The organism is Streptomyces silvisoli, assembly GCF_029269905.1.
Taxonomy (GTDB): Bacteria; Actinomycetota; Actinomycetes; order Streptomycetales; family Streptomycetaceae; genus Streptantibioticus_A; species Streptantibioticus_A silvisoli_A.
The window spans coordinates 17,099-31,585 of sequence record NZ_JARJBC010000015.1 but is presented as its reverse complement, the minus strand read 5'-3'; the positions used below and the strand labels follow the sequence as shown (position 1 = coordinate 31,585).

The 14,487-nt window shown below is 72.2% G+C and carries 15 protein-coding genes and 1 pseudogene; 9 read left to right on the top strand and 7 right to left on the bottom strand.

What is annotated here, in order from left to right:
• Positions 1–23 precede the first annotated feature (23 nt).
• The gene (gene chcB / locus P3G67_RS22620; protein WP_269853401.1) at positions 24–821 is read right to left on the bottom strand and encodes a 2-cyclohexenylcarbonyl CoA isomerase; all 798 of its coding nucleotides are present in this window, start codon (positions 819–821) and stop codon (positions 24–26) included.
• Positions 822–1,140: 319 nt separating this feature from the next.
• Here chcB and P3G67_RS22615 point away from each other — a divergent pair, with 319 nt between their 5' ends.
• Positions 1,141–1,308 carry a DUF3117 domain-containing protein gene (locus P3G67_RS22615; RefSeq protein ID WP_126915881.1) on the top strand — a complete coding sequence of 56 codons (168 nt, stop codon included), beginning with the start codon at positions 1,141–1,143 and terminating at the stop codon, positions 1,306–1,308.
• A gap of 102 nt (positions 1,309–1,410) precedes the next feature.
• Here the strand turns inward: P3G67_RS22615 and P3G67_RS22610 are convergent, their stop codons facing one another.
• Entirely contained in the window at positions 1,411–1,950 is a 540-nt protein-coding gene (locus tag P3G67_RS22610) for an O-methyltransferase (RefSeq protein ID WP_269853400.1), read from the bottom strand.
• A gap of 311 nt (positions 1,951–2,261) precedes the next feature.
• On the opposite strand from P3G67_RS22610, the gene sigE reads away from it, so the two are divergent.
• From sigE to P3G67_RS22585, 5 genes are all read left to right on the top strand, one after another.
• Positions 2,262–3,074, top strand: coding sequence for an RNA polymerase sigma factor SigE (sigE, locus tag P3G67_RS22605; RefSeq protein ID WP_276095097.1), 813 nt, complete (start codon positions 2,262–2,264; stop codon positions 3,072–3,074).
• Complete coding sequence (locus P3G67_RS22600; protein WP_276095096.1) at positions 3,071–3,949, top strand: anti-sigma factor family protein; 879 nt, start codon at positions 3,071–3,073, stop codon at positions 3,947–3,949. The genes sigE and P3G67_RS22600 overlap by 4 nt, the downstream gene beginning before the upstream one ends.
• Positions 3,950–4,088: 139 nt before the next feature.
• Positions 4,089–5,780 (top strand): trypsin-like peptidase domain-containing protein, encoded by a 1,692-nt coding sequence (locus tag P3G67_RS22595; protein ID WP_276095095.1) that lies wholly within the window; start codon positions 4,089–4,091, stop codon positions 5,778–5,780.
• Positions 5,781–5,901: 121 nt separating this feature from the next.
• Positions 5,902–6,351, top strand: coding sequence for a sec-independent translocase (locus P3G67_RS22590; protein ID WP_276095094.1), 450 nt, complete (start codon positions 5,902–5,904; stop codon positions 6,349–6,351).
• A 160-nt stretch (positions 6,352–6,511) separates the two neighbouring features.
• A complete protein-coding gene (locus P3G67_RS22585; RefSeq protein WP_391858319.1) occupies positions 6,512–7,195 on the top strand; it encodes a hypothetical protein in 684 nt (227 codons plus the stop codon).
• Between the two features lie 31 nt (positions 7,196–7,226).
• Here the strand turns inward: P3G67_RS22585 and P3G67_RS22580 are convergent, their stop codons facing one another.
• Genes P3G67_RS22580 through P3G67_RS22570 form a run of 3 tightly spaced genes read right to left on the bottom strand, consistent with a single transcriptional unit; the run spans position 7,227 to position 10,260 of the window.
• A complete protein-coding gene (locus tag P3G67_RS22580) occupies positions 7,227–8,384 on the bottom strand; it encodes an Mrp/NBP35 family ATP-binding protein (RefSeq protein ID WP_276095093.1) in 1,158 nt (385 codons plus the stop codon).
• Between the two features lie 29 nt (positions 8,385–8,413).
• On the bottom strand, positions 8,414–8,965 hold the full coding sequence (locus P3G67_RS22575) for a DUF1003 domain-containing protein (RefSeq protein ID WP_269853394.1): 552 nt from the start codon (positions 8,963–8,965) through the stop codon (positions 8,414–8,416).
• The gene (locus P3G67_RS22570) at positions 8,962–10,260 is read right to left on the bottom strand and encodes a magnesium transporter MgtE N-terminal domain-containing protein (protein ID WP_276095092.1); all 1,299 of its coding nucleotides are present in this window, start codon (positions 10,258–10,260) and stop codon (positions 8,962–8,964) included. Before P3G67_RS22570 ends, P3G67_RS22575 begins: the two co-directional genes overlap by 4 nt.
• A gap of 226 nt (positions 10,261–10,486) precedes the next feature.
• Between P3G67_RS22570 and P3G67_RS22565 the strand changes: the two genes are divergently transcribed.
• The gene (locus tag P3G67_RS22565; RefSeq protein WP_276095091.1) at positions 10,487–11,140 is read left to right on the top strand and encodes a hypothetical protein; all 654 of its coding nucleotides are present in this window, start codon (positions 10,487–10,489) and stop codon (positions 11,138–11,140) included.
• Here the strand turns inward: P3G67_RS22565 and P3G67_RS22560 are convergent.
• Complete coding sequence (locus tag P3G67_RS22560; RefSeq protein ID WP_276095090.1) at positions 11,127–11,693, bottom strand: hypothetical protein; 567 nt, start codon at positions 11,691–11,693, stop codon at positions 11,127–11,129. The genes P3G67_RS22565 and P3G67_RS22560 overlap by 14 nt on opposite strands.
• Positions 11,694–11,841: 148 nt before the next feature.
• Here P3G67_RS22560 and P3G67_RS22555 point away from each other — a divergent pair, with 148 nt between their 5' ends.
• Positions 11,842–12,807 (top strand): DMT family transporter, encoded by a 966-nt coding sequence (locus P3G67_RS22555; protein WP_391858318.1) that lies wholly within the window; start codon positions 11,842–11,844, stop codon positions 12,805–12,807.
• A 9-nt stretch (positions 12,808–12,816) separates the two neighbouring features.
• On the opposite strand, the pseudogene P3G67_RS22550 reads toward P3G67_RS22555, so the two are convergent.
• Positions 12,817–13,483: pseudogene (locus P3G67_RS22550) on the bottom strand (CorA family divalent cation transporter).
• A gap of 266 nt (positions 13,484–13,749) precedes the next feature.
• Between P3G67_RS22550 and P3G67_RS22545 the strand changes: the two are divergent.
• Complete coding sequence (locus tag P3G67_RS22545; protein WP_276095089.1) at positions 13,750–14,343, top strand: suppressor of fused domain protein; 594 nt, start codon at positions 13,750–13,752, stop codon at positions 14,341–14,343.
• Positions 14,344–14,487 lie beyond the last annotated feature (144 nt).

Genomic DNA, 14,487 nt, shown 5'->3' with positions numbered 1-14,487 from the left:
CCGCCGGGGCGCGGCCCGAACGGCTAGCGGCCGATGTACTTCGGCCGCTCCTTGTTCAGGAAGGCCTCCACCGCGATGCGGTGGTCCGCCGAGGTTCCGGCGCGCTCCTGCAACTCGTCCTCCTTGGCCAGGGTGTCGACCAGGGAGTGCGAGGCCCCGTAGGCGAGCGACTCCTTGATCGCGGCGTAGGCGACCGTCGGCCCCTCGGCCAGCTCGCGGGCCACCGCCAGGGCGGTGGCGGGCAGTTCCTCGGCCGGCACCACCTTCTGCGCGATGCCGAGTTCGAACGCCTCCCGCGCGGTGATCTTGCGTGGGAACATGAGCAGGTCAGCGGCGCGTGCCGGGCCGACCAGGCGCGGCAGCGTCCATGACGCCCCCGAGTCGGCGGTCAGCGCCACCCCGGCGAAGGACGTGTTGAAGCTGGCGGAGTCCGCCACCACCCGGTAGTCGGCGGCGAAGGCGAACCCCGCGCCCGCGCCCGCCGCGACCCCGTTCACCCCGGCCACCACCGGCTTGGGCATGGTCGCGATGGCCGTGACGATCGGGTTGTAGTGCTCCTGGACGGTGCTCATCGTCTTGCCGCCCGGTGCGGACGGCTGGCGCAGCGTGCCGACGTGCTCCTTGAGGTCCTGGCCGACGCAGAACGCCCGACCGGTCGCGGTGAGCAGCACCGCCCGTACGGACTGGTCGGCGGCCGCTTCCCGGAGGGTGTCCCGCAGCGCGTCCTTGGTCTCGTTGTCGAGGGCGTTCATCGCTTCGGGCCGGTTCAGGGTGATGGTCGCGAGCCCTTCGGCCACCTCGTAGAGCACGGTGTCGGCCATGGCAGTCAGTCCCCTCCGTCGCGGCTGTGGCGCGGTGTGCGCTGCGGTCAGCATGCCGGAGATCGTCACGGGCCGACATGTGACCTGCGTCAAAGAATCCGTTCAGCTCGTTCGGCCCGAAGCGGAACGAGGGGCGGGAGTATCGCAGCCACCTCGCCGGATTGGGTGGTTTTGCGAGCGGGTGTCGTCGCGTGGCCTGTCCCCGATGTTGGTCATAGGGGACTGGCATGCGGGATAATGGCCTGGAACCAATGTGTTCGAGTCCGGCGGCGCCTGGGCCGCCGGTTGCGAGGAGCTGGTTTCAGGAAGGGGAACGAGCATGGCGGCCATGAAGCCGCGGACGGGTGATGGCCCGCTCGAGGTGACAAAGGAGGGGCGGGGCATCGTCATGCGCGTTCCGCTCGAAGGCGGCGGACGACTCGTCGTCGAGCTGACACCCGATGAGGCCAAGGCCCTGGGCGAGGCCCTGGAGAAGGTAGTCGTCTGAAATACGGCGTCATGAGCCGCGAGCGCGGCTCGGACCTTCGGATTTTCCGGCTCCGGGCTTTTGTGAACACCGGGATGTGTTCGCAAAAGCCCGGAGCCGTCTTCATGTCCCTTTCTTCACCGCGCACAGCAGCCCGTCATCGGTGGGCAGCAGTACCGGTACCAGCGCCGTGCTGTCGCGCACCACGCGCATCACCTCACGCACCCCGTGCACCTCGGTCTCCTGGTGGGCGGCGTCCATGGCCCGGCCCTGGGCGAAGACCCCCTCGAAGCAGACAAGTCCGCCCGGCCGCAGCAGGCGCAACGATTCGGCCAGGTACTGCGGGTACTCCAGCCGGTCGCCGTCGCAGAAGACCAGGTCGTAGCCGCCGTCCGCGAGCCGTGGCAGGACATCCAGGGCGGGGCCGGGTATGAACCGGGCGCGGTTCGCCGCGAAGCCCGCCTCCCGGTAGGCCTCGCGGGCCAGCTGCTGGCGGTCCGGCTCGGTGTCCACCGTGGTCAGCACACCATCCGGGCGCATCCCGTGCAGCAGGTGGATGCCGGACACCCCGACCCCGGTGCCGATCTCCGCGACGACCCGGGCGTCCGCGGTCGCCGCCAGCATCCGCAGGGCGGCGCCGGTGCCGGGGGAGACAGAGCGCACGCAAACCTCCCGGGCGCGCTCCCGGGCCCGTAGCAGCGCCTCGTCCTCGGCGACGAAGGCGTCCGCGAACGCCCAGCTCGCCTGCCGGTTGCCGGTAATGGCCCTCTCCTGTCCCCGTTTGTCCCCGCGGTCGTGCGTGAAGTCGCTCGGCGACTGTATCCGCTGCCGACGGGAACCTGCGGAGGGGACCGTGCGTTGACGCTGGTGGGATGGGTACGGGAGAACGCGCAGGGCTTCCGTATTCACCGACGGTTCCAACGGACCAGAGCCGGGACAATGTTGCTTATCCGGAGCTAACGGGCGAGGTGGATATGGTAGGGGCTCTACTGGACACCACCAGAGCCGACAGGGGAGGTGCGGCTGCCGACGGTGACCGGGGAGTGCTCAGGCGTTTCCGTCGGTCGGCCGGGCAGCCGAGATCCGTGAACAACAACGCTGACCGTGCCACCGCCGCCACCGCAGGCTCCGAGACCGCGCCCGTGAACGCCACCGCGACGTTCGCCGCCACGGCCTCCTTCGGGACCGACGGCGAGACGTGGACTCCGCCCTCCTGGGAGGAGATCGTCAGCACGCACAGCGCACGGGTCTACCGCCTCGCCTACCGCCTGACCGGCAACCAGCACGACGCCGAGGACCTCACCCAGGAGGTCTTCGTCCGCGTCTTCCGGTCGCTGTCCACCTACACTCCCGGCACTTTCGAGGGCTGGCTGCACCGCATCACCACCAACCTGTTCCTGGACATGGTGCGGCGCCGTCAGCGGATCCGGTTCGACGCCCTCGGCGAGGACGCGGCGGAGCGGCTGCCCAGCCGTGAGCCATCGCCCGCGCAGCACTTCAACGACACCCACTTCGACGCGGACGTCCAGCAGGCGCTGGACACCCTCGCGCCGGAGTTCCGGGCGGCGGTGGTGCTGTGCGACATCGAGGGCCTGTCGTACGAGGAGATCGCGGCCACCCTCGGGGTCAAGCTGGGTACCGTCCGCAGCCGCATCCACCGCGGCCGCTCCCACCTGCGCAGCGCCCTGCAGCACCGTGCGCCCGCCGCCCGCCCCGGGCGCGCGATGGCCGCGGTGACCGCGGGCGCACAGAGCAGCGAAGGACCGGCGACGCGGGGGAGAGCGTGAGCGGCAAAGGCCCATTCCGAAGTGGTACGAGCGGCGCGGCCCGCTCGACGGCTGAGGAACACCTCGGCGACCGCCTGGCGGCGTTCGTCGACGGCGAGCTGCGCGACGACACGCGCGAGCGCGTGCTGGCCCATCTGGCCACCTGCGAGCAGTGCAAGGCGGAGGCCGATGAGCAGCGGCGGCTGAAGAACGCGGTCGCCGACGCGATGCCCCCCGCGCTGTCCGCCGGGCTGCTGGCCCGGTTGCAGGGGCTGCCCGCCAACGGCCCCGGAGGTGGAGACGGCCCGTACTTCGGCGGCGGCCTGTTCGGGCCGCAGGACGAGTTCGGCCCGGCGGAGCGGCCGGGGGCACGGGACGAGTACCGGCCGTTCGGGCACCGGGAGGGCGCGGAGAGGTATCTGCCGCCGAGCGGGGCCAGCGCGCTGACGCCGTCCAGCGGGCGGCTGGACGGCTTCCGGTTCCGCATCCATGACGTCAACCGGGCGGCCTCGCGCGGGCGGCGGTTCGCCTTCGCGGCGGCCGGGGCTTTCTCGTTGGCGGCGATCGCGCTGGGCGGCGCGCTGCCGCTGGACGCCGCGGTCGAGGGCGGCGGTGCGGCCGACGCGGGCGGAGGCTCCGCGGTCACTCCGCTCGGCGGGGGCAACGGCGCGCTGCTGGCGGGCCGGGAGCGGCCGGGCGGGCTGCTCAGGGGGTCCGCGGCGCACGCCAGGCCCCTGTCGGTTTCCGCGCCGATGCTGCTGCCGCAGGGTGGCCGCGAGCCGGTGTCGCTCGCCTCCACCACTCCGGAGGCGGTGCCGCAGCCGCCCATGCCGCTGACCGCCCGGTCGGTGGCGCCGTCCCCGCTGCCGCTGCTGGGCCGCGGCCCCGCGCGCTGATGCGCCTTGGTATGCCTGATTGAATTCCGGGTGCGTAGCCTGCCGCGTTGCGCCCTCGGGGGTACGGGTGTGGGCTGAGAGGTGGGAGAGGCTGCTGAGTCCTCCCGTGCCGGGGGGACCGCGGAAAACAGGGGAGAACATGGACGAGGGGAAGGCCGCCCGGCCGCACTGGTGGAGTCGCCCGCAGGAGGCGCCGCGGTCCCAGGACCCCACGGCGCCGTCCGACCCCGAGGCGCCCGCCGGGGTCCCCCAGATGGCCGAACCGGCTCCCGCCCAGCCCGCGCCGGCGGACGGCGCCGACGCGGGTCCGGACTCCGGGGACCGCCCCGACGGCACGCCGCCCACGCCCGCCGACGCCGCGCAACGGCCGTCGCTGTCGAAGGAGCCCGCGCCGGAACCCTCCCAGGCCGCCGAACCGTCCGACCGGCCCGCCATCCCGCCCGCTCCCGCCGTGCCCCCCTCCCAGCCCGTGCCCGCAAACCCCTACGCCGCGCCGGTGGCGGGCGCCGGCCACCCGGCGGACGCCGCCGCGCCGCGGCATCCCGCGGACCCCTACGGCACCCCGCCGTACGGCCGCCCCGGGCCCTGGGCGCCCGCGCCGCCGGTGCAGCGCCCCACGGCGCCGCCCGCCTATCCCGCCGCGCCCCCGGCGGCCCCGCCGCCGGGCGACTGGCACCGGTACGACCCCTGGGCGCCGCCCGCGCAGCCCACGCCGACGCCCAAGCGGCGCGGGCTGGTGGTCGCGGTCGCGGCGGCCGCGATCATCGCGGGGCTCATCGGCGGGGTCGCCGGTGCGTACGTCCAGCGGCAGGAAGCCGGCCCGGGGATCACCCTGCCGCAGGCGCCCGCCGACCACGGCGGGCGCGCGCCGGGAACCGTCGCCGGGATCGCCGCCCGCACACTGCCGGGCGTGGTCTACATCCACGTCAAGGGCAACGGCGAGGAGGGCACCGGCACCGGGTTCGTCCTGGACACCCAGGGCCACATCCTCACCAACAACCATGTGGTGGCCCCGGCCTCCTCCAGCGGCGACATCTCGGTCACGTTCAGCGGCGGCGCCACCCACAAGGCGACCATCGTCGGCCGGGACACCGGTGACGACCTGGCGGTCATCAAGGTCGGCGGGGTGTCCGGCCTCAAGCCGCTGCCGCTCGGCAACTCCGAGTCGGTGCGGGTCGGCGACCCGGTGGTCGCCATCGGCGCCCCCTACGACCTTGAGGGAACCGTCACCTCGGGCATCATCAGCGCCAAGGACCGGCCGATCACCGCGTCCGGCGGCGCGGGCGGCGCCGGTGAGGTCAGCTACGTCAACGCGTTGCAGACCGACGCACCGATCAACCCCGGCAACTCCGGCGGCCCGCTGATGAACGCCCAGGCCCAGGTCATCGGCATCAACAGCGCGATCCGCGCGGCGGACAACGGCTCACCGGACGGCGCCGGAAGCCAGGGCGGCAGCATAGGGCTTGGCTTCGCGATCCCGATCAACCAGGCGAAGCGGGTCGCCGAGGAGCTGATCAACACCGGCAAGGCCGTCCATCCGGTGATCGGTGTCACCGTCGACATGCGCTACGTCGGCGACGGCGCCCGGATCGCCGACCAGGGCCCGAACGGCGCGCCCGCCGTCACCCCGGGCGGCCCCGGCGCCAACGCCGGGCTCAAGCCGGGCGACATCATCACCCAGGTGGACGGCGAACCGGTGCACACCGGCGCCGAGTTGATAGTGCGCACCCGCAGTCACACGCCCGGCGACCACATCAAGCTGATGGTCAGGAGCGGTGACGCGGCGCCCCGCCCGGTCGACCTGGTGCTGGGCGGCTCGACCACCGGATGACCCGCGGCGCGGCGCGACCCGTTGTCCCACCGACGCACCCGACGTTCACCGGACACCCTCCCGAGCCGCCCCGACGGACGGGTACCGTTGGTGTCCAAAGACGTCCCAAGGAGCCGCAACGGTGTTCTTCAACATAAGTCCGTTGGATTTTGTTGCCATCATGCTCCTCGCTGTGATCATTTTCGGGCCGGACAAACTCCCCAAACTGATCCAGGACGCCAGCCGGATGATCCGCAAGCTCCGTGAGTTCTCCGACAGCGCCAAGGAGGACATCCGCAAGGAGCTGGGTCCGGAGTTCAAGGACTTCGAGTTCGAGGACCTCAACCCCAAGACGTTCGTCCGCAAGAACCTCATGGACAACGACAGCCTGGGGCTGAAGGAGATCCGCAACAGCTTCGACCTCAAGGACGAGATGGCGACCGTCAAGGACGCCGTCCAGGAGGGACGCCACACGGTCCGCACCGCCGGCGACCCCACGAGCGCTCCCGGGATGAACGGCACCGACCGCCTCCACAAGAGCGAACCGCTGCGGCCCGGCGAGCACCCGCCGTTCGACGCGGACGCCACCTGAGTCGACCACCTGCCCGGATCGCCACCTAAGAGTGGCTATTCTCACTTAGGTTGTCCATTACTTTTGTATTCGTTTTGGATTCGCCCGAGGGGTGGGGCGCATCGGCTGGCGCACCCCGCGCCGGCCGATGAGACGTGCGGGCAGTGGAGGAGGCGCCGCGGTGGAGACCACGAGTCGTGCGGGGGCTACGGCAGCAAGTGGTGAACGGGACCCGGGGGTGGACGGCAGGGGGCCCGAAGGCGGCCGTCCGGTGGACGGCTATCTGCTGGCGTCCTTCCCCTGGTACGGGCTGGACCAGGCGTTCGCCGGACCGCGCTGGCTCATGCAGGTGGGGACCAGCGCGGACGGCACGGTGGAGCACGGCGCCCTCGGCCACGGCGACATGCCGACGCTGAAGTCCTCGCTGCCGATGGCGGACCCGGCGCCGGACGCCCAGCGGTTCGCCGTCGTGGTCACCCTGGCGCACCGTCCGCTGCGGCGCAGCGCGGACGGCACCGGCGTGCTGGAAGCCACCTCGGTGAACTCGGCGGCCTGGCTGGCCGGTTCCGGGCTGCTGTCGTACACCTGGCCGCACCGGATGGAGCGGTCGCTGCGGCAGGACTGGCTGGAGCAGCAGACGGCGATCGCCTGGGAACTGGCGGACGACCTGGCCGGCTCCGCCTGGTCCACGCTGACGCTGCCGGTGGACGGCGTGCCGACGCCGTTCCACTACCGCGAGTCGGAGTACGGCTGGGTGCTGGCCGGTTCGGCCTCGACGGCGCACATCGGCGCGTACGGGCGCGGTATGAGCGCCTACGGCCTGGCGTTCGCCGTGGTGCCGGACATCACCGCCTACGAGGGGTAGCCCACGCCGGCGGTGACGCCCGGCCGAGAGGTCAGAACTTGTTGCGCGGCGTGATGCCCAGGGACATCCCGGCCAGGCCGCGCTGGCGGCCACCGAGCTTGCCCGCGATGGTGCGCAGCGCGGACCCGGCCGGGGACTCCGCGTCGGTGAGCACCACCGGGCGGCCGTCGTCGCCGCCCTCGCGCAGCCGTACGTCGATCGGGATGGAGCCGAGCACCGGGACGTTGGTGCCGGTGACCTTGGTCAGGCCCTCGGCGACCCGCTGGCCGCCGCCGGTGCCGAAGACGTCGACGAGTTCGCCGCAGTGCGGGCACGGCATGCCGGACATGTTCTCGATCACGCCGACGATCTTCTGGTGGGTCTGCACCGCGATGGTGCCCGCCCGCTCGGCCACCTCGGCGGCGGCCTGCTGCGGCGTCGTCACCACCAGGATCTCGGCGTTCGGGATCAACTGCGCGACAGAGATGGCGATGTCACCGGTGCCGGGCGGCAGGTCCAGCAGCAGCACGTCCAGGTCGCCCCAGTAGACGTCGGCCAGGAACTGCTGGAGCGCGCGGTGCAGCATCGGGCCGCGCCAGACCACCGGCGTGTTGCCGGGGGTGAACATGCCGATCGAGATGACCTTCACGCCGTTCGCCGACGGCGGCATGATCATGTTCTCCACCTGGGTCGGCCGGCCGTCCGCGCCGAGCATGCGCGGCACCGAGTGGCCGTAGATGTCGGCGTCGACCACACCCACCTTGAGGCCGTCGGCGGCCATCGCGGCGGCCAGGTTGACGGTCACCGAGGACTTGCCGACACCGCCCTTGCCGGAGGCGACCGCGTAGACCCGGGTCAGCGAGCCCGGACGGGCGAACGGGATCTCCCGCTCGGCCTGTCCGCCGCGCAACGACGCCGCCAGCTCACGGCGCTGCTCGTCGCTCATCACGTCCAGCTCGACCTCGACACCGGTGACGCCCGGCACCTTGGAGACCGCGTCGGTCACCAGGCTGGTGATCTTGTCCCGCAGCGGGCAGCCGGAGACGGTCAGGAAGACGCCGACCCGCACCAGACCGCCCTCGGCGATGTCCACGGATTTGACCATGCCGAGATCGGTGATGGGCTTGTTGATCTCGGGATCGTTCACCGTCGCCAGCGCGGCGCGCACCGCGTCCGTGGCGGGAAGGGTGCCGTACGTGTCGGTAGCCATACGACTGATGGTACGGCGACCCCGTGACACTACGGGCGGGGTGCCCCGTCGGCTTTGTCACTCCGTTCGGTCTCGGGCTGCCTGCGTTCCTCCAGCTCCTTGAGCATGTCCTGGAGCTCGGAGCGGATCCAGTCGCGGGTTGCGACCTCGCCCATGTTCATGCGCAGCGCCGCGATCTCCCGGCTCAGGTACTCGGTGTCGGCGATGCTGCGCTCGTTGCGCCGGCGGTCCTGCTCCAGGTTGACCCGGTCCCGGTCGTCCTGCCGGTTCTGCGCCAGCAGGATCAGCGGGGCCGCGTAGGCGGCCTGCAGCGAGAGCGCCAGGTTCATGAAGATGAACGGATAGCTGTCGAACCGCAGGCCGTTGGGCGCCGAGGTGTTCCACACCACCCACAGGAACAGCAGCACGCTCATCCAGATCAGGAACCGCCCGGTCCCCAGGAAGCGCGCGACGCGTTCCGACATCCGCCCGAAGGTCTCCGGGTCGTACGACGGCAGCACGCTGATCCGCACCTCACGCGGTACGTCCAGCCGGACCCTGGAGCGGGCCGGTCCTGAGGCCTTGGTCCGTTCCATGGTCATGCGCGACCTCCTCCGTCTTCGCTCGCGTGCGTCAGCTCGTGCGGCATCTTGGCGACCGCCACCTCACGCCAGTCGTCAGGCAGCAGATGGTCCAGTACGTCGTCCACGGTGACCGCGCCCAGCAGCGAACCGCTCTCGTCCACCACCGGCGCGGCCAGCATGTTGTACGTCGCGAGATAGCTCGTCACCCCGGGCAGCGGGGTGTCCGGCGGCAGCGGGCGCAGATCGGTGTCCACGACCGAGCCGACGAGGGTGAACGGCGGCTCGCGCAGCAGCCGTTGGAAGTGCACCACGCCCAGGTACTTGCCCGTCGGCGTGTCGTCCGGTGGCCGGCACACGTACACCTGCGCGGCCAGCGCCGGGGTCAGGTCCTTGTTGCGGACCCGGGCCAGCGCGTCGGCGACCGAGGCGTCCGGGCGCAGCACGATCGGCTCGGTGGTCATCAGACCGCCCGCGGTGCGCTCCTCGTACGACATCAGCCGCCGCATGTCGGCCGCGTCCTGCGGCTGCATCAAAGTCAGCAGCCGCTCCTGGTCGGCCTCCGGCAGCTCGGACAGCAGGTCGGCGGCGTCGTCCGGGTCCATCGCCTCCAGCACGTCGGCGGCGCGCTCCTCGGCCAGCTTGCCCAGGATCTCCACCTGGTCGTCGTCCGGCAGCTCGCCCAGTACGTCGGCGAGCCGGTCGTCGTCGAGCGCGGCGGCCACCTCGGAGCGCCGCTTGGGCGACAGATGGTGCAGCACGTTGGCCAGGTCGGCCGGGCGCAGCTGCTCGAAGGTGGCGAGCAGGTTGGCGGCGCCCTGCCCCTGTTCCTCGACGGAGAAACCGGTGACCGCCGACCACTCGACGGTCCGCGCCTCCCCCCGCCGCCGCAGCGCGCCGCCCTTGCCCAGGCGGATGAAGACCTTGTCGATCTCCCAGTCGCGGCGGGCCGGGAGCTGGGTCATCGCCACGTCGAGGACGGTCACCTCCTCGTCGGTCTCCACCAGCCGCACCCGTCGGTCCAGCAGCTCGCCCAGGACAAGCGTCTCCGCGGCGCGCTGCTCGAAACGTCGCATGTTCAGTACGCCGGTGGTGATGACCTGGCCGGACTCCAGGCTGGTGACCCGGGTCATGGGCAGGAAGATCCGGCGTCGGCTGACCACTTCCACGACCAGCCCGAGCACCCGGGGCGGCCGTCCGCCGACCCGGAGCATCACGATGACGTCCCGGACCCGACCGACCTGATCGCCGTTGGGGTCGAAGACGGCGACACCCGACAGGTGAGAGATGAATACCCGCGGGGCTCCTGCGACCATGCCGAGCCTCCGTTACGTGTCTCTGCCAGAAGGAAGGATCAAATGACCAGAGGTAAGGGTAACGGCCTGAGCAGGCGGCTCGACCTGGCGAGTAGGCCTCGGTTGCCGGTGGTGGGGGTGACGGGTGGTTTCGGGCAGTGGCGCGTGGTGCCTCGGTTGAGGGTGGTGGGGGGTGACGGGTGGGCGGTAGCGTTCGCTATTCGTCGCTATAGGAGGTGTGCGTTAAGTGACTGCCGCCCGGCGGACGGCCCTGGTTGCGCTGGCCGGCCTGCTGCTTGTGGGGTGCGGTGACGCCGACCAGGGGACCAACGGCGTCGGCAGCCTGGCACCCGACGCCATAGTCTCCGAGGCCCGCGGCGCCGCCGAGCGGGCCGACACCGTGCGGCTGTCCGGCTCGGTCAGCAGCGGCGGCCAGACCTACCGGCTGGACATGCGGCTGGCCCCGGACGCCGGATCCGGCCGGGTCAGCACCGACCGCGACACCTATGAGCTGCTGAGGATCGGCACCGACCTCTACCTGAAGGACTCCCGGCTGACCGGCAGGCTGGGCGGCAAGTACATGAAGGTGCCCACCCGCGATCCCGCCTACCGGCGGTTGTCCGGCCTCACGGACAAGCGGCAACTGCTGGACGGCCTGTTCTCGCTCGGCCCCAACCCGGCCCGCGGCGGCCACCGCTCGGTCGGCGGCACCCCCACCGTCGCCGTGAGCGCGCCCAGCGGCACCCTGGACGTCTCGCTCAGGGGTCGCCCCTACCCGCTGCGCTACGAGCGCTCCGGCGGCTCCGGGTCGCTGCAACTCACCGGCTGGGGCGAGCAGTTCACCGTGCGGGCACCGGACAGCGGCCGGGTGCTGGACTACGGGAAGGTCAGCGGTTACTGACCGCCCGCTTGGCGCCGCGCCTGCCGAACAGCAGCCGGGGCAGTGCGGCCGGGACCGGTCGGCGGGTGGTCGCCGGGGTGGGTACGGGGGCGGCGGCGCCGCTGTCGTCCGGCATGGTGCCGGGCCGTTCGCTGGGCGAGCCGTACGGCTCCAGCCGCAGCACCCGGCACTCGCGGGCCCAGCGCTCCGCCATGGTGTCGGCGTCCGGCGCGTTGAGCCGCTTGCCCTTCAGTTCCTCCACTGCCGACTCCCAGGGCTCGCTGTGCGGTGCCAGTTCGCTGACCCGGGCCTCGAAGGCGACGAGTCGGCCGCCCTTGTCCTTGCTGCGGACGGTCACGGTGGCCCTACCGCCGTCCACCAGCCCCGGCAGCGGCTGTTCGTCCGGGCCCCCGCCGACCACGCACACGGCGCCGTCGTGCCAGAGGTGCCACAGCGCCAGGGTGCCTTCGGTGCCGCGCACCCAGAGCAGCCCGGACTTCTTGGCGGCCTCCTCGATCAGCGCCCGGTCCAGCAGGTGCTCGTCCGGCTGTCCGGCCTGTCCCGTCTGCGTCATGCCAGAAGTATGCCTGGCGGCCTCGGGGGGCCGCCCGCGCGGCTGTTGACCAGCGGATCTCACGCAGGCGGCCTAACCTGGAACGGCTCCGCGCGGCCAGACGCCTCGCGAGCCCCGAAACCCCGCACCACGAACGGAGCCGCCGCCCGTGTCCGCTGGACCCCGAGTCACATCCGACCGCTCTCCGGTACGGCGGGGCGCGGCCCCGACCGCCGCCGGGGCCCGACGGACCGACCTCCTGCTGCTGGCGGTGGCGATATCCGGGGTCTCCTTCTCCGCGCCACTGGTCGCCGCCACCGCCGCGCCCGCGCTGGCCATCGCCTTCTGGCGCAACGCCATGGCGGTCGGTGTGCTCAGCCCGTTCGTCCTGCTGCGCGGGCGCGGGGAGTTGCGGCGGATGGGCCGGCGGGCGGTGCTGCTGTCGATGGCGGCCGGAGTGATCCTGGCGCTGCACTTCGGCCTGTGGCTGCCGAGCCTGTCGATGACGTCGGTGGCCTCGTCCACCGCGCTGGTGACCACCACCCCGATATGGACCACGGTGATCCTCCGGCTGCGCGGGCGGCGCCAGCCCGGCCTGGTGTGGGCGGGGGCGGCGCTGGCGTTCGCCGGTGTGCTGATGGTCTCCGGGGTGGACCTGGCAATGTCCACCCGGGCGCTTGCGGGCGACGCGCTGGCACTCGCCGGTGGCATCGCGGCGGCCGGTTACGTGCTGCTCGGCTCCGAGGTGCGGCGCACGGTCAGCACTTCCGCGTACACGTTCGTCTGCTACACCACGACGGCCGTGGTGCTGCTGGTGGTGTGCCTGGTGTCGGGGACGTCACTGGGCGGCGGATACACCGGGCAGACCTGGCTGAAGCTGGTCGCGCTGACCGTCGCCGCGCAACTGCTCGGGCACTCCCTGATCAACCGGGTGGTACGCGGCCTCGGCCCCTCCGTCACCTCCACCGCGATCCTGCTGGAGACCCCCGGCGCGGCGCTGGTCGCGGCGCTGTGGCTCGGTCAGCTACCGCCGGTGGCCGCCTACCCGGCGCTGCTGGTGATCCTCGTCGGGCTCGTCCTGGTCATCAGGGCCGAGCGCAGCCCCCAGCCGCTGCCGCCGGAGTCGGGCGCCTGAACAGGGCTGTCACAGCCAGCCGTTGCGCCGGAAGCCGCGGTGGATCGCCGCGCAGATCAGCACGGTGACGCCGAGCACCACGTAGTAGCCGTAGCGGGCGCGCAGTTCCGGCATGTGCTCGAAGTTCATGCCGTACACACCGGTGATCATCGTCGGCACCGCTAGGATCGCCGCCCAGGCGGTGATCTTCCGCATGTCCTCGTTCTGCGCGACGGTCGCCTGCGCCAGGTTCGCTTGGAGGATCGAGGCCGGTGAAGACCATCACCTCGCCGGTCTCCACGATGTCGCCGGCCGCGGTCACTTCGCTGTGCTCGACATGGCGCAGCGTCTTGAAGACGGTGAACAGCGTTCCGTCGTAGCGCTCCAGCTTCGGCCGCTGATGCGCGTGCACCGCGTCCTCGACGGCCAGGGGATGCAGCCCGAACTCGCCCGCGATTCCGGCGAGTTCCCGCTCACCCGGCTCGTGCAGGCCGATCCACACGAACCCCTCGCCGGTCTCCCGTACCAGGTCCAGCGCCTCGCGCGGGGTGAGCCGCCCGGTGTGGCGGCGGCCACCGAGGTACACCGCGCAGTCGACCACCGGGCTCGCCGCGGCGGGCGCGCTCCGCGGTGCGTGGCTGGCGCTCTTGGGCACGGTGGGGCGTACCGCCGAACGCAGGCCGTTGATCATCGGCATCTGGGGCTCCTACGCGGCCGCGTAGAAGCGGCCGTCAAACGAGTGCGCGGGCGGTCGCGTTGAGCGGCGGGCACGCCGGGCGCTGTACGGAAGGGCTGCCGGTACTGCACGGTCGACTGGGATCCATCGCAGCCCCACCTCCTCCGGCCGGTCCCCGTGGGGAGCACCACGTTCCGCCGCCGGGTTCGCGGACGACGGGCGCCCAAACCCTACCAAGCGGGTACCACGCGCCCTGGGGCGGCTGTCGAGCGATCTATGCTCGCCGCATGGCTGATGTGGTGGAGTTGACCGAGGCGCGGCTGCGCACGGCGCTCGGTGAACCGGACGCGCGGGCGGCGGTGACCTTCCTCGGCACCGAGCGCATCGAGGTGCTGCGGTTCTTCGACGCCGAGGCGGGCGTGGTGCGTTATGCGACCCTCGGCATGTCCCGGCAGCCGATGGGCGATCCCACCTCGGTCACCGCGGACCCGGTGCGCGGCCCGCGCGCCGAGTTGGTCCTGACGGTACGGGCCGGGTACGCCGACACTGACAAGGTGCTCAGGCCGCTGGCCGTCCTGGCCGCCTCCCCGCAGGTCGAGGGTCTCGTGGTGGCACCGGGCGCCTCCCTGGACGTGGGCGAACCGCTGTGGCCGGGCGCGCCGTTCTCCGCCGTGCTGGTCGCCGAGTCCGGCGGCCTGGTCGAGGACCTGGCGCTCGACCCGCCCATGGAGCCGGTGCGGTTCTTCCCGCTGCTCCCGATGACCGCCAACGAGGCCGCGTGGAAGCGGGTGCACGGCGCCGCCGCGCTGCACGAGCGCTGGCTGTCCGCCGGCACCGACCTGCGCGACCCGGTCCGCGGCACCGTTCCGCTCACGGACTAGGCGGGTTCTGCACCGCCGGTCCGCCGCCGCCGTCGGCCGCCGTCGCGGCGGATCCTCTTGGGGCAGGCCCGCGAACTCCCAGGGCGGAGCGTCCGAACGCTGACGGCCCACCACCGCCGGTGCGCTTGACGGTGCTTGCTCGCC

Bases quoted from the DNA above. Each gene is read 5' to 3' on its own strand.
- chcB (WP_269853401.1), bottom strand. From the start codon at position 821: ATGGCCGACACCGTGCTCTACGAGGTGGCCGAAGGGCTCGCGACCATC.
- P3G67_RS22615 (WP_126915881.1), top strand. From the start codon at position 1,141: ATGGCGGCCATGAAGCCGCGGACGGGTGATGGCCCGCTCGAGGTGACA.
- sigE (WP_276095097.1), top strand. From the start codon at position 2,262: ATGGTAGGGGCTCTACTGGACACCACCAGAGCCGACAGGGGAGGTGCG.
- P3G67_RS22595 (WP_276095095.1), top strand. From the start codon at position 4,089: ATGGACGAGGGGAAGGCCGCCCGGCCGCACTGGTGGAGTCGCCCGCAG.
- P3G67_RS22580 (WP_276095093.1), bottom strand. From the start codon at position 8,384: ATGGCTACCGACACGTACGGCACCCTTCCCGCCACGGACGCGGTGCGC.
- P3G67_RS22575 (WP_269853394.1), bottom strand. From the start codon at position 8,965: ATGACCATGGAACGGACCAAGGCCTCAGGACCGGCCCGCTCCAGGGTC.
- P3G67_RS22570 (WP_276095092.1), bottom strand. From the start codon at position 10,260: ATGGTCGCAGGAGCCCCGCGGGTATTCATCTCTCACCTGTCGGGTGTC.
- P3G67_RS22560 (WP_276095090.1), bottom strand. From the start codon at position 11,693: ATGACGCAGACGGGACAGGCCGGACAGCCGGACGAGCACCTGCTGGAC.
- P3G67_RS22545 (WP_276095089.1), top strand. From the start codon at position 13,750: ATGGCTGATGTGGTGGAGTTGACCGAGGCGCGGCTGCGCACGGCGCTC.